We start from the raw sequence: 22,188 nt of genomic DNA on the forward strand, positions 1-22,188 counted from the left end.
AATGGTGCCCGTGCATGAAAAAACCCGCCTCGAATGCTCGAGGCGGGTTCGACAGGACGCGTTGAATCAGTAACGATCCGGATTAACGACCGGTATACAGCACGCCACAGATCCCTGCGTCGCCGATGTCCAGGTTGTTCCCGCTCGAGTTGCTCAGGAAGTTCGCGGAGATGGCGCTCTGGAAGCCCGACGGCACGGTGTCGAAGCCGTTGCCATGAACGACCGACGCGTAGCTGGAGTTCGTGTAGTGGTTGTTCAGGAAGTCGTGAACCGCCGTTGCAGCAGCGCCGTTGGCATAGCACTGGCTCAGGATGATCTGGCTCGTGCCGGAAACCGGATAGCCGGCAGACGGGTTGGCCAGAGCGTTGTACGCTGCGCCGGAAACCGGGACCCATGCATTCGGATCGGCAGGGTTGGACGGTGCGGAGATCGTACCCAGTGCCGTCGTCGCATTCGCATAAGTCGGCGCGTAGTACGTGCTGTTCGACGAGTTGTACAGGCTGGCGATCGGAAGCTGCAGCGCGCCCGACGACGTCACGACCGCGCTTTGCGACGCGAGGAACGTGTTCGTGTAGTCCGGGCTCAGGTACGCGACGGCAGCCGTACCGGCCGACGACAGCGACGCGAGCGAGCCGCGGACGCCGCCGCTACCCGACGCACCGATGAAGTTCGACGGCACGCCCGACGGGAAGGCGGTCGTGTTCGCGAACGTCAGCGAGTCGACGAACGTCACACCGGCCTTCGTGTTGGCCGACGTACAAACCGCAGCCAGGTGGCGGGTCAGCAGTTCGGTCGTGCCGCTGCCGTCCGCGCGATAGACGACCTTGATCGGGGCGGTCGACGCATACGCCGAGTTGGTTTCCGGGTTGGTCACTTGATTCCAGCTCGTGAGTGCGCCCGAGAAGATGCCGCACAGATCGTTGTCATTCAGCGCGATGCTGTGCGCTTGACCCGGCGTCGTTTGCGGCGTCGTCGAGCTCGTCACGGCCGGGCCGTTGACGACCGGCACCGTGATGGCCGTCACGATATACGGAATCTGGATCAGCGGGCCGCTGTTCGAGCCGACCGTACCGGAGTTGTACGCCGTGACCTGAGCGGGCGTCAGCGCGGCATCGCTGTTGGCGAAGTGAACCGTGCCCGAGACACCCGCGCCGAAGAACGTCGGCTGGTTGTTCAGGAATGCGTTCTGGCCGGCACCCGAGCCGACCGAGTAGTACGTGAACGTGCCTTCGGACGTGCCGAACAGGCCGATTTCGCTGTTGGCGTTGCTGACCGAGCCGATCGTCGGAGCGACGAGCGACGAGCCGCCGCCTTGAATCACCGGGCCTGCGGCCATCGCGAGCGATGCGCCCATGCCCGAAACGACGAGAGCCAGGACCTGACAGATCTTGCGCTTGCTGGATTTCATGAGAAATTTCCTTGGACGAAGATAAACGGGAACCCCTGCAACAGCGGTTGGAATACTTGTGAACCGCCGGGTAAATGTAGGGGGAAATCCGTATGACGCGTGTGAATTTTTAATAACGAATGGTACGTAACATTTTTATTGATATCGGGAGCGCGTTATCCGGATTGGCGGCGCATTAATTCGAGACCGATTCATGGGGTTCTCGATTCCCAGATGTTGGGAATGTGGCCGTGCACCAGGGCGAAGCCTTGTATTGCCGGGCTGTTGGTGCGCAGAACAGCGCTATCGCAACATCAAGTCAGTTTCGTGGCGAATGCTACGGAACATTTCTTCCATAAACGAATGGGTGATCCGGTTGAGATATTCCTGAAATTGACTGGATAGTTTTGATAAGCGAGCATCACTTTATGATTGCGAGATGGTTAATGCTTGAATAATTGATGTGGTCGCTCAAGATGAAATCGTTTCCCCGATATAAGAATAACGACCAAAAGTAATAAGACCCGAAAAGAACAAAAAAGGTAGCCCAACATCCGTCACAAATTTGCGCCGGTTCGCTCCTTAGTCTTCCCCGTCGACTCCGTCGGGCGCGTTGCGCGACGTCGTCGGAACAAGTCCTATGCGTGACACGAGGGCACAGACATGTCGGCATTCCGCTACGAAGCGATCGATCCCACCGGCCGCACGCTGAAAGGCGTGCTCGAAGCCGACAGCGCGCGCGCCGGGCGCAGCCATCTGCGCACGCAGGGGCTCACACCGCTCGTCGTCGAGCTGGCCGCGCAACGCCTGCATGGCGCGCGCCAACAACGTCTGTCGTTCGGCCGCAAGCTGTCGCAGCGCGAGCAGGCGATCCTCACGCGCCAGCTCGCGAGCCTGCTGGTCGCGGGGCTGCCGCTCGACGAAGCGCTGTCGGTGCTGAGCGAGCAGGCCGAGCGCGAATACCTGCGTGAGCTGATGGCGTCGATCCGCGCGGAAGTCGTCGGCGGCCATTCGTTCGCGAATGCGCTCGGCCAGCATCCGCGCGATTTTCCGGAAATCTACCGCGCGCTCGTCGCGGCCGGCGAGCATACGGGCAAGCTCGGCATCGTGCTGTCGCGTCTCGCGGACTACATCGAGCAGAGCAACGCGCTGAAGCAGAAGATCCTGCTCGCGTTCACGTATCCGGGCATCGTCACGCTGATCGCGTTCGGCATCGTCACGTTCCTGCTGAGCTACGTGGTGCCGCAGGTGGCGAACGTGTTCACCAGCACGAAGCAGCAGTTACCGACGCTGACGGTGGTCATGATGGCGCTGTCCGATTTCGTGCGGCACTGGTGGTGGGCGTCCTTCCTGGCGACGATCGCGATCGTGTTCGCGATCCGCAAGGTGCTGTCGCGGGAAGGGCCGCGGCTCAGGTTCGATCACTGGCTGCTGACCGCGCCGCTCGCGGGCAAGCTCGTGCGCGGCTACAACACGGTGCGCTTCGCCAGCACGCTGGGCATCCTGACCGCGGCCGGCGTGCCGATTTTGCGCGCGTTGCAGGCGGCCGGCGAGACGCTGTCGAATCGCGCAATGAGCGCGAACGTCGACGATGCGATTGTGCGCGTTCGCGAAGGCTCAGCGCTGTCGCGCGCGCTGGCCCACACGAAGACGTTCCCGCCGGTGCTCGTGCACCTGATCCGCTCGGGCGAGGCGACCGGCGACGTGACGACGATGCTCGACCGCGCGTCAGAAGGCGAATCGCGCGAGCTCGAACGCCGCACGATGTTCCTGACGAGCCTGCTCGAACCGCTGCTGATCCTGGCGATGGGCGGCGTGGTGCTCGTGATCGTCCTCGCGGTGATGATGCCGATCATCGAGCTGAACAACATGGTGCAGTGACGCGCGGTTCAGCGCACGAACGCGTTCGCCTTCTGTACGGCGGGCAGCGCGATCTCGCGTTGCAGGCCGTTGCGGTCGACGACGATCGAGCGCGCGCGCACTTCGGCGAGCTTCGCGGCTTCGCCGATCGCCGAGCCGATGCGCACGACGCGCGCGGCTTCGCCGCCGACGCTGACGATCGCGGCCGCACGTCGTGCATCGAACGCGAGCACGCCGAGCAACTGGATGGCATCGCGGCCATCGTCGGGCTTGGCACCGAAAAGCTGCGCGCTGGCCGTGACGTCGAACGGCGCGGGCGGTGCGGTACGGGCGGGTGCCGGCGCATCGGGTGCATTCAGCAGGCGCGCGGCCCATATCGACACGGCGACGAGCGCCGTGCCGGCGACAAGGGTCGCGACGAGCGGCAGAAGGTCGACGCGAGACGGAACGGTGCGGAGCAGGGCGAGCGGTTTCATGGCGACGGATCGATTCGATGAACAGGGAACGGTTTCCATTCTTTGACGCAAGGGTGAATGCATGATGACGACGCACGACGCAGCGCGAACATCGCACGCAAGGCTGGCGCATGAACTTGCACGCCGTCGTACGCAACGCGGCTTCACGCTGATCGAGATCATGGTGGTCGTCGCGATCCTCGGGATTCTCGCGGCACTGATCGTGCCGAAGATCATGAGCCGCCCCGACGAGGCACGGCGCATCGCCGCGAAGCAGGACATCGGCACGATGATGCAGTCGCTGAACCTGTATCGCCTCGACAACGGCCGTTATCCGTCGCAGGAGCAGGGGCTCGCTGCGCTGATCCAGAAACCGACCACCGATCCGGTGCCGAACAACTGGAAGGACGGCGGTTATCTGGAGCGGCTGCCGAAGGATCCGTGGGGCAACGCATATCAATACCTGAATCCGGGCGCGCACGGCGCGATCGACGTGTTCAGCTACGGCGCGGACGGCAAGCCGGGCGGCGAGGGGAACGATGCGGACATCGGCTCGTGGCAGTAACGGCATGACGATCGCACGCGTCAGGAAACGTCGCCCGCTCGCGGCGCGTCGCGCGGCGGGCTTCACGCTGCTGGAGATGCTCGTCGTGCTCGTGATCGTCGGGTTGCTGGTCGCGGTCGTGACGCTCGCGCCGTCCCGTAATCGCCGCACGGATCTGGCCGAGGAGGCGCAGCGGCTCGCGAACCTGCTCGAATCGGCCGGCGACGAAGCGCAGGTGCGCTCGATGCCGATCGCGTGGCAGCCGGTGGGCGGCGGCTACCGGTTCGTGCAGCGCACGGAAAGCGGCACGTGGGCGCCGATGACGGACGACCTGTATCGCGCTCGCCGCTGGGGCACCGAGGTGACGGGCGTGTCGGTGCGTTACACGGGCGGCGGTGAAACGCCGTCGCGTATCGTGCTCGGTAGCGAAAGCATCGACGTGCCGGTGACGATCACGCTGTGGTCGGGCGACGTGCGGATGGCCGTGGTCGGCACGGGCATCGGCAACTTTGTCGTCCGTCGGCCATGAGCGGCGCGTGCGGCGCCCGGGAGGCGCGATGTCGAGCCTGATCGTGCTGCTGCCGTCGATCGGCACGTTCGATGCGGAAAACTGGCAAGCGGTCGCGATGCCGTACGCGCTGTTCGACCGGCGCGGCCAGCTCGTCCGTGCGGGAAGTGCACATCGCGATGCGTGGCCGAAGGCCGCGTCGACGGTGCTCGTGCTTGCCGCGCGCGATACGTTGCTCGTCGACGTGACCCTGCCGCCCGTGACGGGCACGAAGCTGCGGCGCGTGCTGCCGCATGCGGTCGAGGAATACCTGATCGGCGATGCGCAGCAGAGTCACGTCGCCGTCGGCCCGGCTGCGAGCGGCAATGCGGCGCGATCCGTGGCGGTGGTCGATCGCAAGCGGTTCGGCGAAGTGATCGACTGGTTCGACACGGCCGGCCACCGGCGCGTGCGTGCGGTGCCATTGATTCATTGCATGGCGATGGGCGGTGGCGAGCAAGCGGATGGCGACGAGCACAGCGAAGCGACGCCAACCGCGGGCGGCGAAGCCGATGTGTTGATCGTGAGTCCGCCTGTACCGAGCGAGATCGTTGGCGAAACGGTAGCCGACCCGCCACGGCTCGAACTGGCCGTCCGGCGCGGAACGTCGGGGTTCGGTCTTGAAACGCGCGCGTCGGCGCTGGACGCAACGATTACCGAGTTGCCGAAACACGAATCCGTTCGAGTCCATGTGCTGGTTGTCGACGCTCATGACGATGTCGAAAGCGGCGCTGCAACCACATCGGGCATGCTCGAACGCGGGGCCGGACATTCGGAGATGCTGCCCGTCGCACGCACATTGCCGTGGGAAGTGCTTGCACGCGGCGCGCTCGACTGCAGGTTCGACCTGTGCCAGTTCGAATTCGCACGCAACACGCGCGCCGACGGTGGCGGATGGCGTCGCTGGCGCGTGCCCGCCGGTCTGGCGATCGTGTCGGCCGTCATCGCGATCGCGACGATCAACGTGCAGTGGTTCCAGCTGCGTCATCGCCAGGATGCATTGAATGCGCAACTGACTGCCCGCGTGAAAGCGGCTTTCCCCGACACGACGGTGATGCTCGACCCGCCGATGCAAATGCGGACCGGGCTCGAACGCTTGCGCACAGCGGCCGGCGAGCTGCGGGCGAACGATTACCTGGTGCTGTCGGCATCGTTGTCGCGTGCGCTTGGCCCGATCCCGTCCGATGCGATCGCGACGCTCGACTACCGCGACGGCGCACTGGCTGTCGCATTCCGTCCCGGTACCGCCGTCGACGGCGACGGATTCCGCCAGCGCCTGCAGGCGCAGGGCGTGACGGCCAACGAGGAGGATGCGAAATGGATGCTCGGCTCCACGCGGCCCGCGCCGCGCTGACGCAGTGGCTCGACGGCCGTTCGCCGCGCGAGCGCGTGCTGCTGGCGGGCGGCGGCGCGCTGTTGTTCGCGGCACTGGTCTACAACGTGATGTGGGAGCCCGCATACACGGGCCGCACCCGGATCGCGGCAAACCTGCCCGCATTGCAGATGCAGGTGGCCGAAGCCGGCGGGCAACTCGCGGAGGCACGGCGGCTGCGTGCGGCCGCCGCGATCCGGCCGCCTGCCGGTGCTGCGCTGCGGGACGCACTTGCCGCGTCGCTCGTGCAGGCCGGCATCGCGAAGGCGCAAGTCGCGGTGCTGGGCGAAGGCATCCAGGTGGACGCAAAGGGCGTGTCGTTTGCCGCATGGATGGACTGGCTCGACCGCATGCGCCACACGCACCACGTTCGTGTCGTGAGCGCCCACGCGAGCGCGGACGGCAAGCCCGGCGTGACGTCCGTTTCGGCGCTGCTGCAGCTGCAAACGGCCCGTTGAATGCGTGCTTCGCGAAAACCGAGGAAAGTATTGAGTCGCTTCGCTGCACGGTTCACCTGACTGTCATAGTGCCCGCTCACAATCTGTCGTTCGTTTGCCACGGAACCGCTCACGGGGGTGCGCGTTTCGCCGGCAACGTGCAACTCCACTTCCGTCCAGGGATTCATGACTCGTTCACGGGCGCCGACCGGTGTCCTGGCGCTCGTTGCGTGGCTCGCGTTCGTCGTGCTGTGCATGCGCGGCGTGCAGGCACAGGAGACCGGTTCCATCGGCCGCCAGCCGGGCAGCGTGGTGCGTTTCGATCTGCCCGCGCAGCCGCTCGCGAAGACCTTGCAGGACTTCGCGCGGATCACCGAGCTGATCGTGCTGGCGCCGGCGCCGCTGCTCGACGGGCGTACGAGTGCGCCGGTCCAGGGCGAATTCGCGCCGCGCGACGCGCTCGAGCGGATGCTGGCCGGAACGGGGTTGCGTGCGGAATTCTCGCGTCCGGACGAAGCGATCATCGTCGCGCAGCCGGCCGCCGAGATGGCGCCCGCCACGGCTGACACGCCGGCGGATGCGGCCTTGCCGATCGACGGGATCGGCGATTCCGGAGATCGGCGCGCGTTCGCGGGCCTGCTGCAGGCGCATCTGATCGATGCGTTGTGCGCGCAGCCGGCGGCCGTGCCGGGCAGCTATCGACTCGTCGCGCAGGTGCGCATCGACAACAGGGGGGCGGTGGTGGCGGTCAACATGGTGGCATCGAGCGGCTCGGCCGCCCGCGACGCGGCGGTGATGCGCGCGCTGCGTGCGTTGAAGCTGGACGATGCGCCGCCGGCAGACCTGCCGCAGCCGGTCACGATCCTGCTGCGACCGGCCGGCAACGGCGTGCATTTCCGTTGTCCGGCGCCGCAGCCGGCCGTTCGGGGCTAGGCCGCCATGTCCGACAGCAACCGCACCGGGCTCAGGAAGCTGCTGGCGACGCGCTATGCGTACCTCGTCAGGCGCCTCGAGCGTGTGACGGGGTCGAAGGACGGCGCCGCCGACGCGCTGCACGAAACCTGGCTGCGCCTCGAGAACGCGAACGTCTCCACGCAGGTGACGAATGCGGACGCTTATATACTCGGGATGGCGAACAATGTCGCGATCGACCAGCATCGCCGCGAACGGCGCCATCTGCACGACGACGATGTCGAGACGCTGCTCGAGATGCCCGACGAGCTGGCCGACCCCGAGCGCATCGTCGCGGCGCGCCGCAAGGTCGAAACGCTGAAGGACGTGCTGCGCGGCCTGCCGCCGCGGCGCCGCGCGATCCTGCTGGCCGCCCGCGTGGACGGTCTGCTGAACCGCGAGATCGCCGAGCATTTCGGCATTTCGCTGCGGCTGGTCGAAAGCGAGCTGAGCGCGGCAATGAAGTACTGCCTGCAGCGCATGCAGGAAGAAGACGGTGATTCGTACACGGGTGCGCGAGGCGGCCCGCGTAAATTTTGAGCATCCGGACGATGACGAAAGCCCAGGCCGAACCTGCCCACGACGAACTCGACGAAGCGAGTGCGTGGCTGTTGCGTCTGCGCTCGGGGGACGCGAGCCAGGCCGAAGCCGACGCGTTCGAGCGCTGGTGCGCCGATCGTCCGCAAGCCGCCGATCTGCTGCGCGACACCTGGAGCTCGCTGCGCACGGCTGCGACCGAACTCGCGCACGAGGAACGCGCGGCCGCTGCCTGGGCAAACGTTGCAAAGCGCGAGCGCACGATGCGTACCGGGCGGCGCGCGTTCATCGGTTTCGCGGTCGCGGCCGGCGGGTCGTGGCTCGCGCTGCGCCCGCCGATGCAGTTGTGGCCGTCGCTCGGCGACCTCGCGGCCGATTACCACACGGGCACCGGCGAGCAGCGCAGCGTCGCGCTGTCGTCGCGCGTGACGGTGGAACTGAATACGCAGACGCGTCTCGACGTGTTGGCCGCGAGCGATGCCGCGCACGGCGTCGAAGTCGTCGCGGGCGAAGCGGAGATCGACGCGGCCGCACCGCCGGCCGACCGCGCGACGCCGATCCAGCCCGTCACCGTGGTTGCGGGCGGCGGCCGCATGCAGGCGAGCGTCGCGCGCTTCAACGTGCGGCGCACGGGTTCGCAGGTGTGCGTGACCTGCCTGTCCGGCACGGTCGCGCTCGAGCATCCGCGCGGCGCGCGCACGCTGAAGGCCGAGGATCAAGTCGTCTACGACGATCGCGGCGTGCAGCCGGTGGCGCGGATCGATCCGGGCGCGGTCAGCGCATGGCGGCGCGGCATGCTGGTGTTCAACGGCGTGCCGCTCGCGGATGTCGTCGACGAGATCAACCGCTATCGGCGCGGCAAGGTGATCCTGCGCAGCGCGTCGCTTGGCACGAACCGGATGCAGGCGCAGTTCCCGATCACGCGGCTCGACGACGTGATCGACATGGTCGGCCGACTGTATGGCGCGCACATCACGCGCCTGCCCGGCAATATCGTGCTGCTGAGCTGACCGGCTTCCCGCGCTTAACTTCCCCGTCTTCCTTCCGTCGGCGATTGATTCGCCTCCTTTCCGGCTGTCCGCGCACTGCGGGTTACGGCCGTCCGATACGACCTGATCAATGAGGGCCGGCAAACGCCGGGCCGTCTGTCATGACGGCCCGGTGGAGCGTCGTCGGACCCGAGGCGTGGGTGGCAAGCGCCCCGGCCGCGCAGCGATGCGCGGTGCGGGGGATGTGTGTCGATGGAGCTTCGGGCGGTGGCGTGATCATGAACGAATCGCAACGGGATGCGGATTCCGGCGACGCGAACACGCGCGCCGACGCGATCCGCGAGGGCGCGGTGCGCTGGCTGCTGTGGCTGCGCGCCGGCGACACGACGGAACAGGAACTCGACGCTTTCGCACGCTGGCGCGCGCTGAGCGACGAGCATGCGCGCACGGTTCGCGAGCTGATCTGGATGTGGGCCGTGCTGGAGACGGTCGGCCGCCAGGAGCCGGGTGAGCCGGGCGGGTCGACGCGCACGCACTGATGCGGTGCGCGGGTGTCGCAAGAAAGTCTGCGGGTTAGGCGGGCTCGCTTCGACCTTGTATATGAGAGAGCGAGGGGGCCGTGAAGAGGGGGCGTAGAGCGGGACCGGGGGCGGCTTGGCCCCCGGATCACCGCTGACGCGGCGGGGCGGCGTGCGGCGAGGTCTGGCCGGCCGAGCCCCGGAAGCCCGGATTCACGCGTCGGGATTCAAGATTCAGGATGGCGCCCCGTGCTGCAGGCCGGCGCGTGCGCCGCTCCACGCGGCGTCGAGCGGATCGCCGGCGTCGCGCAGCGGCTCGCGCAGAAACGGAAAGCGTTCGACGAACGGTGCGGATTCTTGCAAGGCCACGATATGGTTGACCATCCATTGCAGCAGCTCGCCGCCGTGCCGGACCTGTTCCGCGCGCCAGTCCGGCATCGTCGAGAAGAGTGCCGAGAAGCCGCTCCAGCGCGACGGACGATCGTTGTCGCCGGGCCGGAAATAGGTGTTCATCGCAACGTCGTGCGCGTCGGTCAGCGTGCCGACGAACAACCCGTGCGGCGTCGGCACGCCGATCTGCTGCCAGCCTTCCGCAAGTGCGAGCGAGCGCATCACGCGCGCCGCGACGAACGCGATGCGCGTTTCATGCTCGATTTCCGCAAGCGACATCACGCCGTTGCGCTGCATGCAGCGCGCGACCGCGTGCGGCCGGATCGCGTTCGACGCGAAGCTGCGCAGCACGAGGTCGGGTACCGTCAATTGCAGCTGGAATTCGCGCAGGCCGTGCTCGGCGCTCATCGTCGAGAAGTTGACGAACAGCCCTTCGGCATGGCCGAGCGCGCCGACGTACGGCTCGAGCCCGAGGCGCGCGAGCTTCGGTGCGATCTGGCGTTCGAGCAGCCGCATCAGGTTGCGGCGGTTGCGCACGCCCGTGAAATCGTCGATGCCGCGCGTGACGATGTCGCTGATTTCCCAGCGGCGCTCGTCGGCGACGAGCCGCGGAGAGCCGCTCAGGTCGAACCGGGCGCGGCCGTGCGCCACGCGTGGATCTACGTACATGCCGGTGCCTCGTGCATCGATTGCGGGCGGACCGCCGCGACGGCGCGGCGTCGCGCGGATCGGGTCGCCCACGATGCTGCGGCGTCGAAAACGCTTCGTCAAGTGCGATTGCGCCGCGCCGCGGTCAGGCGGGTGCAGCCGGACGAACAGTGTGGAGTGAACGGATGATGCGAACGATCGTGGAACGCTTCGTCGAACAGAGCCCGATGACGATCATGACGCGGCTCGTGTTGCAATGCGCGCTGCATGACGACTGGATCGATAGCGCGGCCGAAGCCGACGAAGAACCCGACGACGAGTCGATCCGCGAGACGCTGTTCGCGCTGGCGGTCGACGCGATCGCGGCGCTTGCCGCGCGGACGCAGATGCCGCAGGCGGCGCCCGGAAGCGCGCTGTCCGCGTCCGGCGCCGCGGTGGCCGCGCTCCACGACGGCATGAGCCGGTGGCGGGCCGGCTGGGGGCGCGCGCTCGTCAGGGACAGCGTCGACCTGCTGTTGCCCGTCGCGGCGGCGCGGGCCGACGAACGTGCGCGCGCGCTCGGCGGGATGCGGCTGCGCGTGCTGGACGGCGCGGGCGACGGTTGCGCACCCGGTGCCGGCTGCGGTTGCGGTCGTGCCTGCGACGACCCGGCACGCGATGCGGCGATGGGCCTGACCGGCGCACGCGTGCTGCCGGTCTACGATCCGGATCTCGCGATGATCGTCGATCTGCTGCCGGTCGAACGCGGCCGCTCGCATGAACGCGCGTTCGTCGGCGCGCTGCTGGAAACGGTGAGGCCCGGCGAGCTGTGGATCATCGATGGCCGTTTCGATACCGATGCGATCGTGTCGGGCTGGCCGCGCCGCGGCGGCGCGTTCGTGCTTCGCGACTATGGCAACCCGGCGGTATGCCGGCCGCTCGGCGGCTGGCGCGATGCCGGTCGGCTCGATACCGGGTACCTCCGCGAGCAGGCCGTCGGCATCGCGGGCGACGGCGACGTGGCCGGTACGCTCAGACGGATCGAATGGCGCGATCACACGCTCGACGGCAGTCCGGGCGCGACGATCGCGGTGCTGACGAACCTGCCGGTCGAGCAGTTCGACGCGTGCCAGGTCATGCAGTTGTCGCGCCGTCGCTGGCGCGACGCGCTGCCGTTGCCGCTCGACCCCGTGCTCGGTGCCACGCTGTTCGGCGGCGTACCTGCGCGTGCGTCGTTGCTCGCGAGCGGCATCGCGGCATTCGCGTACAACGCGTTCAGCGTGATGATGCGCGTCGTCGTTGGCGCGCTCGGCCTTGACGAACGCGATGCGGAACGCGTGCCGTTGCATATCGCCGACAGTGTCGCGGCAACCTATGCGGGGATGATGATCGCGCTGCCGCCCGGCTGGTGGCGGCGCTATGACCAGCTACCCGCGACGACGCTCGGCCAGATCGTGCGGATGCTCGCGGTGCACGTCGATCCGCGCAGCGAGCGGCGCAGGCGCCGCGACAACCGTCTGTCCGCGAAGTCGCAGGCGCTGCTGCGCGCGGCGACGCTCGAACACCTGCTGCACGACGATGGCGGCGATCCGGCCGCGAACGTGTTCAGCCTGCGCACGATCGCGATGGCGACGCGCGACTTCAGCAGCAATCCGTCGAAGGCGTTGCGGCATGCGGGCGAGGCACTCGTGATGGTCACGAAGTACAACCGGCCGATCGCGCTGCTCGTGTCGATCGACGACTGGAACCGGCTGCTGGGCGAAGTGCGCGAGACGAATCTCACGCGGCTGTCGTTCGATTGCGCGGCAGCGCAGGGCGCGCGTTCCGTCGCGTTGAGCGAATCGTCGCTGAACTAGCCTGCGGTTCGGGCTGCCTTCGCGCTCAGCTCGTGAGCCGATGGACCCAGATCACCGATGTCCACGTGAAATTGCCGCTGCCGTAGCGCGCGATCAGCGTGTCGACGCGCGCGTTGATGCGTGCCGAATGCACGCGGCAATGCACGAGGAAATAGATGCTGTTGACGCCGACGGCCGATCCGTCCGGCAGCGTCGGATTGCCGCCGCGCGCGGGCAGCAGGTATTCGGCGATGTCGCCGGTGCTGACGAAGTACGCGGTGGCGCGCCGGTCGACGAGCCGCTTGGCCTGGCTGGCCGACAGGGTCGGAATCGCGGCGACCAGCACGGGCTCGGCCGCGGTATTGGCGTTGACGGTGGTCAGGTCCGGCAGGATCGTCGCGAACGGCGCCAGCGTGTCGATCGCATGCGCGTCGTAGCCGGGGATGCGCGCGAGATCGTCGATGGAAACGAGTTGCAGCGGCCAGCCGTCGGGGCCGTTCGTGTCGCGCAGCGAGCGCAGCATGTAGTCGGCCGTCAGCTGCGCGAGCGCGGGATCGAGCGATAGCTGACCGAGCAGCCGCCGGTACGCCAGCACGCCTTCGCCATTGGCCTGCCACGGCTTGCCGGGCGCGGCGCGCGACACGAGGTTCGTCAGGTTGAAGCGGGCCTGCGCATCCTCGACATGGCCGGAAATCCACGCACGCGACAGCTCCGCGTTGACCGCCGCGGCGTCGGGCGGCAGCAGGTCCGCGAGCTGCACGTCGGCGGCCGGCGACGACCACGGCTGGCCGACGAACGTGACGTTCGACGTCGCGCTCTGCGCGCGCAGCGTCGCACGCGCCCATTCGACCGCCGCGCGCTCGACCCACATCGTCTGCGTCGCGAGCCGCTGGTTCTCCACGTCGCGCGTCGCGACCTGCTGGCGCCACAGCACGCTTGCCGCGAGCGTGGCGGCCAGCGCGACGACGAGCAGCACCGTCACGATCGCGATACCGCGTTCGCGCGGCGCTCGCGCGTTCCCGAACCTTCCGTCTCGATGCATTCGCTTGGCTCCCGCAATGGCGCGCGACGGCGCTCAGTCGACGAACGCCAGCCACGCGTGTGCGATGCTCGCATGCGCAGATGACGTGACGCCGAACATCGCGGTGAGCCCGGCCACCCAGAACGCGAGCGTCGCGGCATGCGTGCCGTCGGCGCTCACCGCGAGCGGACCGACCAGCGACGCGATCGAATGCGAGCGCCACAGCAGCAGCACGAACAGCGCGCACCCAACCGCCATCGCGACGAAGAACAGGTAAAGCGCGACCGTCGAACGCCGCGTGAACGGCGTGCGGTGATGCCGCTGGTTCGCCGCGACGATCGCGGCACCGTTCGCGACCGGCACGATCGCCATCGCGAGCATCCAGAACAGCGGCTGATCGCTCGACGCGTTGATCAGCAGCAGCGTGCCGATCGTCCAGATCGGCGGCGCGAGCAACGTGAGCACGACCCACGACACCAGATGCCAGACCAGCCAGGGCGCGCGCCAGCGCAACGGGCGCCGTGCCGCGGCAAAGGCGGCGGACGGCCGCCGGCCGGCGGTCGCGGCATCGCCGGCAAGGCGCCCGGCGAGCCACCGTACGAACATCGTGGCGAATGACATGGAGGAATCCTGGCGTTGACGTGTTTGGTTTTTACCCTTTTACCCAATAGCTAGGACGAAGCGAGCGGCCACAAACCGCAGGATTTCGCACGACCGGGACGTTTCCTGCGGCGCCGCATCACGAACGCGGTGCGCGGAAACGGTCTCGCGCGCATCTCGTGAATATCTTCAGTGGAATGTCACAAAAACTTCCCGGTTGAAACCTGAGGATTGTCGTGCCGCACGAAAGGGCAACGCGCCAGGCGCGTCGCCTTCGGAGCGGCAACACGTTTGCCGGCGATCGCGCACGAGCGCGACGTCCACGAGCCTTGACGGCCATGGCGGACGAAACGCACACGAAACGGGGGCCACGCACATTCCTGCGCAACGTCCCGCGCGATTCGCGCGGGCTGCCGTTGCGCGCGCATTGCAGGCCGCACGCTGGCGGCCGTGTCTCGCTTCGGGCGTCGCGTCGGACGGCCCGCAAAAAAAGTTTGCGGCAATGCGCGCCCGGTTCCGTCTAGGTAGGTGAGAGCGGCGATTCGAGCGCCGCACACGATCGTCGTTGCCGACCGACGCAGCAGTGCCGCTGTGTCGCCAGGTGGCCGATCGTGACGATGCGCGCCGGAGGTTGCGGGTTTTCCGGATTCGCTTCGTCCTTTCCGGTAGATGCGTCGAGCGCACCGGGTACGGGAATCGGGAAAAGCATCGAGCAAATCATGCTAAGGATGACGAATAAATCGTCATCAAAGTGAAACAGGCATTTGATAGCGGAGCAAGCGGCTGGCGCGGTGCGCTTCGTTGCGATCCGGAACAACAAAGGGGAATGGCGCATGCCGCCGAGAGTAGACCGCAAGTCACGCGAACGATGGCGGCTGAAGTGCCGATGCCTGGCCGGCGCCGTGCTGGTCGGAGGGCTGGGCCTCGCGCCGGGCATTCATGCGCAGGAAGCCGCACCGGCCGCGAAGACGGCCCCGCAGACGTTCGACGTGAATGCCTTCGTGGTGCGCGGCAACACGACGTTGCCGACGCTCGAGATCGAGAAGGCCGTGTATCCGTTCGAAGGGCCGGGCCGCACGCTCGCCGACGTGAACGCGGCACGCGACGCATTGCAGAAGGCGTACCAGGAGCGCGGCTACCAGTCGGTCGTCGTCGAGCTGCCGCAGCAGCAGGTGAAGAACGGCGTGATCCTGCTGCAGGTGGTTGAGGCGAAGGTCGGCCGGTTGCGCGTCGACGGCGCGCAATACAACTCGCCGCAGAACATTCGCGACGCGGTGCCCGCGCTGGCCGAAGGCCAGGTGCCCGATTTCAACCAGGCGCAGCAGCAGCTCACCGACCTGAACCGCTCGGCGGACCGGCAGGTGATCCCGGTGCTCAAGCCGGGCGCGATGCCGCAGACGGTCGATGTCGACCTGAAGGTCGACGATCACAGCCCGCTGCACGGCACGCTCGAACTGAACAACGACAACAGCCCCGGCACGTCGACGCTGCGCACCAGCGCAAGCCTCAGCTACTCGAATCTGTGGCAGCTCGGCCACGTGATTTCCGGCACCTATGTGCTTGCGCCGCAGCATCCGAACGACGCGCGTGTCTACGCGTTCTCGTATCTCGCGCCGATCAAGGATTCGCGCTGGAGCTTCCTCGCGACGGTCGTGCACTCGGACAGCAACGTCGCGTCGGTCGGCAATACCAACGTGCTCGGCAAGGGCACGACGTTCGGCTTCACCGCGATCTATTCGCTGCCGGCGTCGGAAACCTACGCGCATTCGGTCAGCGTCGAGATCGACCGCAAGCATTACGACGAGAACGTGTCGCAGCCGGGCCAGGGAATCTCGACGGCGCCGCTCACCTACGTGCCGGTGACGCTGTCGTACAACGGCCAGCTGAGCCTGAAGAACTCGCAGACGTCGTTCTCCGCGTCGATGACGACGAACATCCGCGGCCTCGGCAGCGACTGGGGCGCATGGGACAACAAGCGCTACAACGCGACGCCCGATTTCGTGTACGGCAAGTTCGACGTCAACCACACGCAGCGCTTCGCGAACGACATGCAGGCCAATGCGCACGTGAACGCGCAGATCTCGAACTCGCCGCTCGTGTCGAGCGAGCAGTTCGCCGCGGGCGGGATGAACAGCGTGCGCGGCTACATGCAGGCCGAGAACACGGCCGACAGCGGCGTGATCGCGTCGCTCGAAGTGCGCAGCCCGTCACTCGCGAAGTGGCTCGGCGGCGCGGTCGGCAGCCGCCTGAACGAGTGGCGCTTCCACGCGTTCTTCGATGCCGCGCACCTGTGGCTGCTGAGCCCGCTGCCGGAGCAGACGTCGCGTTTCAACCTGATGAGCGTCGGCGTCGGCACACGGCTGCAGATCATGAAGTACGCGAGCGCGGATTTCGAGGCCGGGTGGCCGCTGAAGGCGGGCGTCTATACGCGGCAGTACAGCCCGCGGTTCGATTTCTACGTAAGGCTGGGGTTCTGACGGATTTTTTTTGACCGTGCCGGGGCGATGCGACGAGCGCGGCGCCCGCACATTCGGGGAGTGGATCGTGAAGCGAGTCTTGTTTTTCCTGTTGGCGGTGATGCTCGGCGTGCTGCCCGGCATCGCGAACGCATGGTGGCAGAACGACTGGTCGTACCGGAAGGCGATCACGATCGACGCGAGCGCGAAGGGCGCGAATCTCGCCGAGTCGGCCGGCCGCGTGCCGCTGCTGATTCGCCTGCACTCGGGCAACTTCCAGTTCGACGGGCTGGCCGACAACGGCGCCGATATCCGCTTCGTCGCCGCCGACGACAAGACGCCGCTGAATTACCACGTCGAGCAATACGATCCGGTGCTCGGCGTCGCGCTGATCTGGGTCGACATTCCGAAGATGCCGGCCGGCGCCGCGGAGTCGATCTGGATGTACTACGGCAACAAGAAGGCGCCGGACGGCAGCAAGCCGGCCGAGACCTTCGATGCCGACTACACGCTCGTGTACCACTTCAACGGCGCGGCGGGTGCGCCGCCGAAGGATATGACCGCGTACGGCAACAACGCGCAGAACGCATCGTTCCGCACGGTCGAGGACGGCATCGTCGGCAAGGGCGCACGGTTCGACGGCAGCGGGTCGTTGACGCTGCCGGCGAGCCCGTCGCTGAACCTGGCTGCCGGCGGCAGCTTCACGTTCAGCGCGTGGGTGAAGCCGTCGGCGCTGGCGCCGAACACGCTGCTGTACAGCCGCCGCGACGGCGCGAACGCGCTGCTGATCGGCCTCGACAACGGCGTGCCGTTCGCGCAGGTCGACGGTGCCGCCAACAACCCGGCACCGGTGCGGACGCCGGCCGCCGCGCCGGTCGCCGCAAACCAGTGGACGTATCTGGCCGTCACGGCCGACGGCAAGAACCTGACCGTCTACGTGAACGGCAAGCAGGCCGCGCAGGTCGCGGCGACGCTGCCCGCGCTGAACGGCGTGGCGACGATCGGCGCGGATGCGGCCGGTGCGCCGGCCGGGCTGGCTGCCTACACGGGCGCGCTCGACGAACTGCGGTTGTCGAAGATCGCGCGCTCGCCGGCCGCGCTCGCCGTCGACGCGCTCGCGCAGGGCTCGGAATCGAAGCTGGTCGCGTATGGCGCCGACGAGAAGCAGTCGGGCTTCGGCTTCGGTTACTTCGGCGTGATCGTGCAGTCGGTGACGGTCGACGCGTGGGTCGTGATCGCGATCCTGCTCGGCATGGCGGTCGTGTCGTGGGTCGTGATGTGGACGAAGGCGCGTTACGTCGGCACCGTCGACAAGGCGAACCTGTATTTCGTGCAGCGTTTTCGCGAAGTGGCCGGCCGTCACCTGGTCGGTCTCGCGCATGTCGACGAAGCGAGCGACGACGGCCGCCGGCTGTATCAGTCGTCGCTGTACCGGCTGTACAAGGCCGGCGTGCACGAAATCCACAGCCGCGTGGACGGCAACGGCCGCACGGTGATCACGTCCGAATCGATCGAGGCGATCCGCGCGTCGATGGACGCGACGCTCGTGCGCGAGAACCAGCGGCTGTCGAAGTCGATGGTGCTGCTGACGATCGCGATTTCGGGCGGCCCGTTCCTTGGCCTGCTCGGCACGGTGGTCGGCGTGATGATCACGTTCGCGGCGATCGCGGCGGCCGGCGACGTGAACGTCAACGCAATCGCACCGGGTATCGCGGCCGCGCTGCTCGCGACGGTGACGGGCCTGTTCGTCGCGATTCCCGCGCTGTTTGGCTACAACTACCTGCTGATCCGCAACAAGAACGTGACCGCGAACATGCAGGTGTTCGTCGACGAATTCGTCACGCGCCTTGCCGAAGCGCATCGCACGCCCGATCACGCGGTGCTGGCCGACTGACCGCACTGAACGCAGCAGGAGATCACCATGCAGGTTCAGGACGACGACAAGCCGTACGACGACATCAACATCACGCCGATGCTCGACCTCGCGTACGTGCTGCTGATCATCTTCATCATCATGACGACCGCGTCGGTGCAGGGCATCAAGGTCGATCTGCCGAAGGCGAGCTCGTCCGCGAGTCTCGCGAAACCGAAGACGAAGGCGATCACGGTCGCCGATTCGGGGCAGGTCTTCCTCGATGCGTACCCGGTGACGATGGACGAGCTCGAGAGCCGGCTGCGCACCGAGAAGGCGACCAATCCGGAATTCCCGATCGTGCTGAAGGGCGACGCGGCCGTGCAGTACCAGAAGGTCATGGACGTGCTCGACCTGCTGCGTCGCCTCGACCTGTCGCAAGTCGGTCTCGTGACCGGCAGGGCGAAGCAGGGTTAGGGCGCGCAATGGAAATGACCTACAACGGCGGCCCGCCGGACAAGGGCCCCGGCCGCTACGTGAAGCCCGTCGTGATTGCGCTCGTGCTCGCGGGGCTGGCCGCGCTGATCTGGCGTTTCGCGGGCGATACCGCGGGCGTGAAGCGCGTGAGCGCGCCGCAGGTGACGACGGTGATCCCGTTGCCGCCGCCACCGCCGCCGCCGAAACAGAAGCCGCCGCCCGAGAAGGTGAAGGAAGAGGTCAAGACGCCGATCGACCGACCGACGATCGCGCCGAAGCCGTCCGAAGCGCCGAAGCCGTCGGACAACCAGCCGAAGCAGATGACGATGAATGCCGATGCGCAGGCCGGCAGCGACAACTTCGGCATCGGCGCGGGCGACGGTTCCGGAATGATCGGCAGCGGCGGGGGCGGCAAGTTTGGCAATGCGAGCTACGCGCAATACATGGTGTACGTGCTGCAGCGCGCGATCGAGCAGGACAAGGGCGTGCAGGAGGCCGGCGGCGCGCGCTTCGCGGGCAACCTGAACCTGTGGATGGATCCGTCGGGGCGAATCACGAAGGTGACGATCGCGCAGTCGACCGGCGACGCAAAGATCGATGCAGCCGTGGTCGCGGCGGTCGAAGCGCTCGGCAAGGTCGACGAGGTGCCGCCGCCCGCGACCGCGTATCCGGTACTCGTCAAGCTCCAGGGACGCAAGCCGGCATGACGACGCGTGCGCGAAATGGCGAATGAATCATGGGGCAGCGCCGTCGCACGGTTGCTGCCGGAAAAGAAACGAAAATTGTTCGGAGTGCTTCGATGATTCGTAAGATGAACGGACGGGGTGGGGTGCCCCGCAACGGCGCGCTGCCCGCGCGCCTGTCGCGCGTCGGCGCGGCGGTGCTGACGCTCGGGCTGACGTGCGCGTCCGGCGCGCATGGGCAGTCGCTCGAAGCGCAGGCGGCATCGGGGAAGGCCGCGCCGACGGAGAGCGTGGTGATCAACCTGATCAACCTGCTCGTCAAGCGCGGCGTGCTCACGCAGCAGAACGCGAACGAGCTGATCAGCGAGGCGCGTACGGAAGCCGTACAGGCGAGGGCCTCGCGAGGGGCCGGTGCACCCGTGGTGGCCGGCGCCGGTGTGGTCAACCCGCCGACGCAGCCGGGCGACGTCGCGGTGCCGTACGTGCCGCAGCTCGTGCGCGACCAGATCCGTGACCAGGTGAAGCAGGAAGTGATCGCGCAGGCGAAGGCCGAGAACTGGGCGCAGCCGAACACGTTCCCCGACTGGGTGTCGCGCATCAAGCTCGACGGCGACCTGCGCGTGCGCGACGAATACCATTTCTACGGCAGCCGCAACGCGAACAACGTAACGAACTTCGCGGCGATCAACCAGGGCGGCGGGTTCGACATCAACCCGAACACCAACACGACGCAGTTGCCGACGCAGAACACCACGCAGAACCGCAACAACCTGCTGCGCTACCGCGCGCGGCTCGGCGTGACGGCGACGCTGTCCGACGACATGATCGCCGGCATCCAGCTCGCGAGCGGCAACGACAACGGGCCGGTGTCGACCACGTCGACCGCCGGCGGCGGCTTCGCGAAGAAGAACATCTGGCTGAACAAGGCGTTCTTCGCGTACAAGCCGACGTCGTGGCTGAACCTGACGGCCGGCCGTTTCGACAATCCGTTCTTCAAGTCGGACCTGGTGTTCTCCGACGACCTGATGATGGACGGGCTCGCCGCGAACCTGCGCCATGCGCTGCCGTGGAATCCCGACGTCACGTTGTTCGGCACGCTCGGCGTGTTCCCGATCCAGTACACGAGCGAGAACTTCCCGTCGAACAGCACCGACAAGGCCGGCAGCGACACGAAGTGGATGTTCGGCGCGCAGTTCGGCGCGGACTGGAAGATCGATGCGAAGAACCGGCTGCGCGGCGCGGTCGCGTACTACGACTTCCAGAACATGCGCGGCACGCTGTCGTCGCCGTGCGCGCTGTATCTCGGCGCGACGAGCTGCAACACCGACAACGAGGCGCCCGCGTTCATGCAGGGCGGCAACACGCTGATCGCGCTGCGCAACATCGTGCAGAATCCGAACCTCGCGCCGGGGATGACGCCGCAGCCGCAGCTCTTCGGGCTCGCATACAACTATCGGTTGCTCGACCTGAAGGCGCAGTGGGACACGGTGGTGGCCGATCGCTTCAAGCTGCGTCTCGATGGCGAATACGTGCGCAACCTCGCGTACAACGACAACAAGGCGTTCGCCGCGGCGTCGCTGCCGGTCAACAACTACGAATCGACGTCGGTGAACGCGACGCGCGCCGACTACCGCAGCGGGCCGAACGGCTTCCTCGCGAAGGCGACGATCGGCGAGCCGGAGCCGCGCGAGAAGGGCCAGTGGAACTTCTCGATCGCGTACAAGTACCTGCAGCCGGACGCCGTGCTCGACGCGTTCAACGATCCCGACTTCCATCTCGGCGGCACCAATGCGCGCGGCTACGTGCTCGGCGCCGCTTACGCGGTCGCACGCGACACGTGGGTGTCGGCCCGCTACCTGAGCTCGAAGGAAGTGTACGGGCCGCCGGTATCGATCGACGTGCTGCAGATCGAGCTCAATGCTCGCTTCTGACCGGAGCCGCGAATGAACACTACCTTTCGCACGATGTTCTCGGCCGGCGTGGCTGGCGCGCTGCTGTTCGCGGCCGCCGGCGCGCACGCGCAGAGCATCGAGGACAAGCTGCGCAGCCAGTTGCGCTCGACCGTGCAGGAGCTGCGCCAGCTGCAGGACAACCAGGCGCAATTGCAGACCGACAAGGCGGCGGCCGAGAAGCAGCGCGACGACGCGCTCGCGCAACTGAAGGCGTTGCAGGGGCAACTCGCGACGGCGCGCGGCGATTCGGGCGCCGAGGCGGCCGCGAAACGCGCGCTCGCGCAGGAGCGGGCGGGTCGCGAGCAGGACGCGAAGTCGCTGGCGAAATACAAGTCGTCCTACGAGGATCTGCTCGCCGTGTCGCGTGCCCGCGATGTGCAGCACACGCAACTGCAGAAGGATGTTGCCGCGCGTGACACGCAACTGAAAACCTGCCAGGCACACAATGCCGACCTGTATCGCGTGGGGCACGAGATTCTCGACGCGTACGAGCATGTCGGGTTCGGCACGCTGTTCTCGTCGCGGCAGCCGTTCGCGCAATCGGCGCGCGTGAAGTACGACGATCTCGCGCAACGCTACGGCGATGCGCTGTATGCGGGCAAGTACGACCCGGCCGCGCGTCCGGCCGTCGCGGCGCCGGCGTCGGCCGCGTCCGCGAATGCGCAGTGAACCTGGGGCCGGCGCAGGGCATCAACCGA

At 67.2% G+C, this 22,188-nt stretch carries 21 protein-coding genes; 16 read left to right on the plus strand and 5 right to left on the minus strand.

Features of this window, described 5'->3' with window-relative positions; all coding sequences use genetic code 11:
* Window positions 1–82 precede the first annotated feature (82 nt).
* The gene (locus tag ACTRWB_RS07475) at window positions 83–1,408 is read right to left on the minus strand and encodes a substrate-binding domain-containing protein (RefSeq protein WP_419689694.1); all 1,326 of its coding nucleotides are present in this window, start codon (window positions 1,406–1,408) and stop codon (window positions 83–85) included.
* A gap of 642 nt (window positions 1,409–2,050) precedes the next feature.
* On the opposite strand from ACTRWB_RS07475, the gene gspF reads away from it, so the two are divergent.
* Window positions 2,051–3,268: a type II secretion system inner membrane protein GspF gene (gene gspF, locus ACTRWB_RS07480; protein ID WP_419689693.1), complete on the plus strand. Its 1,218-nt coding sequence runs from the start codon at window positions 2,051–2,053 to the stop codon at window positions 3,266–3,268.
* An 8-nt stretch (window positions 3,269–3,276) separates the two neighbouring features.
* Here the strand turns inward: gspF and ACTRWB_RS07485 are convergent, their stop codons facing one another.
* A complete protein-coding gene (locus tag ACTRWB_RS07485; protein WP_193100218.1) occupies window positions 3,277–3,723 on the minus strand; it encodes a type II secretion system protein N in 447 nt (148 codons plus the stop codon).
* 64 nt (window positions 3,724–3,787) lie between these two features.
* Between ACTRWB_RS07485 and gspG the strand changes: the two genes are divergently transcribed.
* From gspG to ACTRWB_RS07525, 8 genes are all read left to right on the plus strand, one after another.
* Window positions 3,788–4,267 carry a type II secretion system major pseudopilin GspG gene (gspG, locus tag ACTRWB_RS07490; protein ID WP_446902031.1) on the plus strand — a complete coding sequence of 160 codons (480 nt, stop codon included), beginning with the start codon at window positions 3,788–3,790 and terminating at the stop codon, window positions 4,265–4,267.
* 4 nt (window positions 4,268–4,271) lie between these two features.
* Window positions 4,272–4,775 (plus strand): GspH/FimT family pseudopilin, encoded by a 504-nt coding sequence (locus ACTRWB_RS07495; protein WP_446901452.1) that lies wholly within the window; start codon window positions 4,272–4,274, stop codon window positions 4,773–4,775.
* Between the two features lie 28 nt (window positions 4,776–4,803).
* Window positions 4,804–6,147, plus strand: coding sequence for a type II secretion system protein GspL (gene gspL / locus ACTRWB_RS07500; protein WP_446901453.1), 1,344 nt, complete (start codon window positions 4,804–4,806; stop codon window positions 6,145–6,147).
* On the plus strand, window positions 6,111–6,623 hold the full coding sequence (gene gspM / locus ACTRWB_RS07505) for a type II secretion system protein GspM (RefSeq protein WP_446901454.1): 513 nt from the start codon (window positions 6,111–6,113) through the stop codon (window positions 6,621–6,623). The genes gspL and gspM overlap by 37 nt, the downstream gene beginning before the upstream one ends.
* Window positions 6,624–6,788: 165 nt before the next feature.
* Entirely contained in the window at window positions 6,789–7,535 is a 747-nt protein-coding gene (locus tag ACTRWB_RS07510) for a secretin and TonB N-terminal domain-containing protein (protein WP_193100222.1), read from the plus strand.
* A gap of 6 nt (window positions 7,536–7,541) precedes the next feature.
* Window positions 7,542–8,093: an RNA polymerase sigma factor gene (locus ACTRWB_RS07515; protein WP_048247329.1), complete on the plus strand. Its 552-nt coding sequence runs from the start codon at window positions 7,542–7,544 to the stop codon at window positions 8,091–8,093.
* A gap of 11 nt (window positions 8,094–8,104) precedes the next feature.
* A complete protein-coding gene (locus ACTRWB_RS07520) occupies window positions 8,105–9,100 on the plus strand; it encodes a FecR family protein (RefSeq protein WP_419689687.1) in 996 nt (331 codons plus the stop codon).
* Window positions 9,101–9,357: 257 nt separating this feature from the next.
* Entirely contained in the window at window positions 9,358–9,618 is a 261-nt protein-coding gene (locus ACTRWB_RS07525; protein WP_226800344.1) for a FecR/PupR family sigma factor regulator, read from the plus strand.
* 213 nt (window positions 9,619–9,831) lie between these two features.
* Here ACTRWB_RS07525 and ACTRWB_RS07530 read toward each other — a convergent pair whose 3' ends face one another.
* Window positions 9,832–10,656, minus strand: coding sequence for a hypothetical protein (locus tag ACTRWB_RS07530; protein ID WP_446901455.1), 825 nt, complete (start codon window positions 10,654–10,656; stop codon window positions 9,832–9,834).
* A gap of 164 nt (window positions 10,657–10,820) precedes the next feature.
* On the opposite strand from ACTRWB_RS07530, the gene ACTRWB_RS07535 reads away from it, so the two are divergent.
* Complete coding sequence (locus ACTRWB_RS07535) at window positions 10,821–12,470, plus strand: type II toxin-antitoxin system Phd/YefM family antitoxin (RefSeq protein ID WP_446901456.1); 1,650 nt, start codon at window positions 10,821–10,823, stop codon at window positions 12,468–12,470.
* 25 nt (window positions 12,471–12,495) lie between these two features.
* On the opposite strand, the gene gspK is transcribed toward ACTRWB_RS07535, so the two are convergent.
* Together gspK and ACTRWB_RS07545 are read right to left on the minus strand one after the other, a co-directional pair.
* On the minus strand, window positions 12,496–13,491 hold the full coding sequence (gene gspK, locus ACTRWB_RS07540) for a type II secretion system minor pseudopilin GspK (protein WP_446901457.1): 996 nt from the start codon (window positions 13,489–13,491) through the stop codon (window positions 12,496–12,498).
* 33 nt (window positions 13,492–13,524) lie between these two features.
* Window positions 13,525–14,091 (minus strand): hypothetical protein, encoded by a 567-nt coding sequence (locus ACTRWB_RS07545; protein ID WP_193100227.1) that lies wholly within the window; start codon window positions 14,089–14,091, stop codon window positions 13,525–13,527.
* A gap of 812 nt (window positions 14,092–14,903) precedes the next feature.
* Here ACTRWB_RS07545 and ACTRWB_RS07550 point away from each other — a divergent pair.
* The 6 genes from ACTRWB_RS07550 to ACTRWB_RS07575 all read left to right on the plus strand — a co-directional run bounded on the left by ACTRWB_RS07550 (window position 14,904) and on the right by ACTRWB_RS07575 (window position 22,159).
* The gene (locus tag ACTRWB_RS07550; RefSeq protein ID WP_419689682.1) at window positions 14,904–16,547 is read left to right on the plus strand and encodes a ShlB/FhaC/HecB family hemolysin secretion/activation protein; all 1,644 of its coding nucleotides are present in this window, start codon (window positions 14,904–14,906) and stop codon (window positions 16,545–16,547) included.
* Window positions 16,548–16,614: 67 nt separating this feature from the next.
* On the plus strand, window positions 16,615–18,420 hold the full coding sequence (locus ACTRWB_RS07555) for a DUF2341 domain-containing protein (RefSeq protein ID WP_446901458.1): 1,806 nt from the start codon (window positions 16,615–16,617) through the stop codon (window positions 18,418–18,420).
* 27 nt (window positions 18,421–18,447) lie between these two features.
* Window positions 18,448–18,855 (plus strand): ExbD/TolR family protein, encoded by a 408-nt coding sequence (locus ACTRWB_RS07560; protein WP_048247341.1) that lies wholly within the window; start codon window positions 18,448–18,450, stop codon window positions 18,853–18,855.
* Between the two features lie 8 nt (window positions 18,856–18,863).
* Window positions 18,864–19,562 carry a TonB family protein gene (locus tag ACTRWB_RS07565; RefSeq protein WP_446901459.1) on the plus strand — a complete coding sequence of 233 codons (699 nt, stop codon included), beginning with the start codon at window positions 18,864–18,866 and terminating at the stop codon, window positions 19,560–19,562.
* Between the two features lie 92 nt (window positions 19,563–19,654).
* Complete coding sequence (locus tag ACTRWB_RS07570; RefSeq protein ID WP_446901460.1) at window positions 19,655–21,469, plus strand: putative porin; 1,815 nt, start codon at window positions 19,655–19,657, stop codon at window positions 21,467–21,469.
* 12 nt (window positions 21,470–21,481) lie between these two features.
* Window positions 21,482–22,159, plus strand: a complete 678-nt coding sequence (locus ACTRWB_RS07575; protein ID WP_446901461.1) for a hypothetical protein — start codon at window positions 21,482–21,484, stop codon at window positions 22,157–22,159.
* The last annotated feature ends 29 nt before the right edge of the window (window positions 22,160–22,188 follow it).

This window comes from Burkholderia sp. YIM B11467 (assembly GCF_052952715.1).

Coding starts and splice junctions, on each gene's coding strand:
- gspF (WP_419689693.1), top strand. CDS start 2,051: ATGTCGGCATTCCGCTACGAAGCGATCGATCCCACCGGCCGCACGCTG.
- ACTRWB_RS07495 (WP_446901452.1), top strand. CDS start 4,272: ATGACGATCGCACGCGTCAGGAAACGTCGCCCGCTCGCGGCGCGTCGC.
- gspK (WP_446901457.1), bottom strand. CDS start 13,491: ATGCATCGAGACGGAAGGTTCGGGAACGCGCGAGCGCCGCGCGAACGC.
- ACTRWB_RS07525 (WP_226800344.1), top strand. CDS start 9,358: ATGAACGAATCGCAACGGGATGCGGATTCCGGCGACGCGAACACGCGC.
- gspG (WP_446902031.1), top strand. CDS start 3,788: ATGACGACGCACGACGCAGCGCGAACATCGCACGCAAGGCTGGCGCAT.
- ACTRWB_RS07475 (WP_419689694.1), bottom strand. CDS start 1,408: ATGAAATCCAGCAAGCGCAAGATCTGTCAGGTCCTGGCTCTCGTCGTT.
- ACTRWB_RS07570 (WP_446901460.1), top strand. CDS start 19,655: ATGATTCGTAAGATGAACGGACGGGGTGGGGTGCCCCGCAACGGCGCG.
- ACTRWB_RS07565 (WP_446901459.1), top strand. CDS start 18,864: ATGGAAATGACCTACAACGGCGGCCCGCCGGACAAGGGCCCCGGCCGC.
- gspM (WP_446901454.1), top strand. CDS start 6,111: ATGGATGCTCGGCTCCACGCGGCCCGCGCCGCGCTGACGCAGTGGCTC.
- ACTRWB_RS07545 (WP_193100227.1), bottom strand. CDS start 14,091: ATGTCATTCGCCACGATGTTCGTACGGTGGCTCGCCGGGCGCCTTGCC.
- ACTRWB_RS07560 (WP_048247341.1), top strand. CDS start 18,448: ATGCAGGTTCAGGACGACGACAAGCCGTACGACGACATCAACATCACG.
- ACTRWB_RS07535 (WP_446901456.1), top strand. CDS start 10,821: ATGATGCGAACGATCGTGGAACGCTTCGTCGAACAGAGCCCGATGACG.
- ACTRWB_RS07515 (WP_048247329.1), top strand. CDS start 7,542: ATGTCCGACAGCAACCGCACCGGGCTCAGGAAGCTGCTGGCGACGCGC.
- gspL (WP_446901453.1), top strand. CDS start 4,804: ATGTCGAGCCTGATCGTGCTGCTGCCGTCGATCGGCACGTTCGATGCG.
- ACTRWB_RS07575 (WP_446901461.1), top strand. CDS start 21,482: ATGAACACTACCTTTCGCACGATGTTCTCGGCCGGCGTGGCTGGCGCG.
- ACTRWB_RS07530 (WP_446901455.1), bottom strand. CDS start 10,656: ATGTACGTAGATCCACGCGTGGCGCACGGCCGCGCCCGGTTCGACCTG.
- ACTRWB_RS07510 (WP_193100222.1), top strand. CDS start 6,789: ATGACTCGTTCACGGGCGCCGACCGGTGTCCTGGCGCTCGTTGCGTGG.
- ACTRWB_RS07550 (WP_419689682.1), top strand. CDS start 14,904: ATGCCGCCGAGAGTAGACCGCAAGTCACGCGAACGATGGCGGCTGAAG.
- ACTRWB_RS07485 (WP_193100218.1), bottom strand. CDS start 3,723: ATGAAACCGCTCGCCCTGCTCCGCACCGTTCCGTCTCGCGTCGACCTT.
- ACTRWB_RS07520 (WP_419689687.1), top strand. CDS start 8,105: ATGACGAAAGCCCAGGCCGAACCTGCCCACGACGAACTCGACGAAGCG.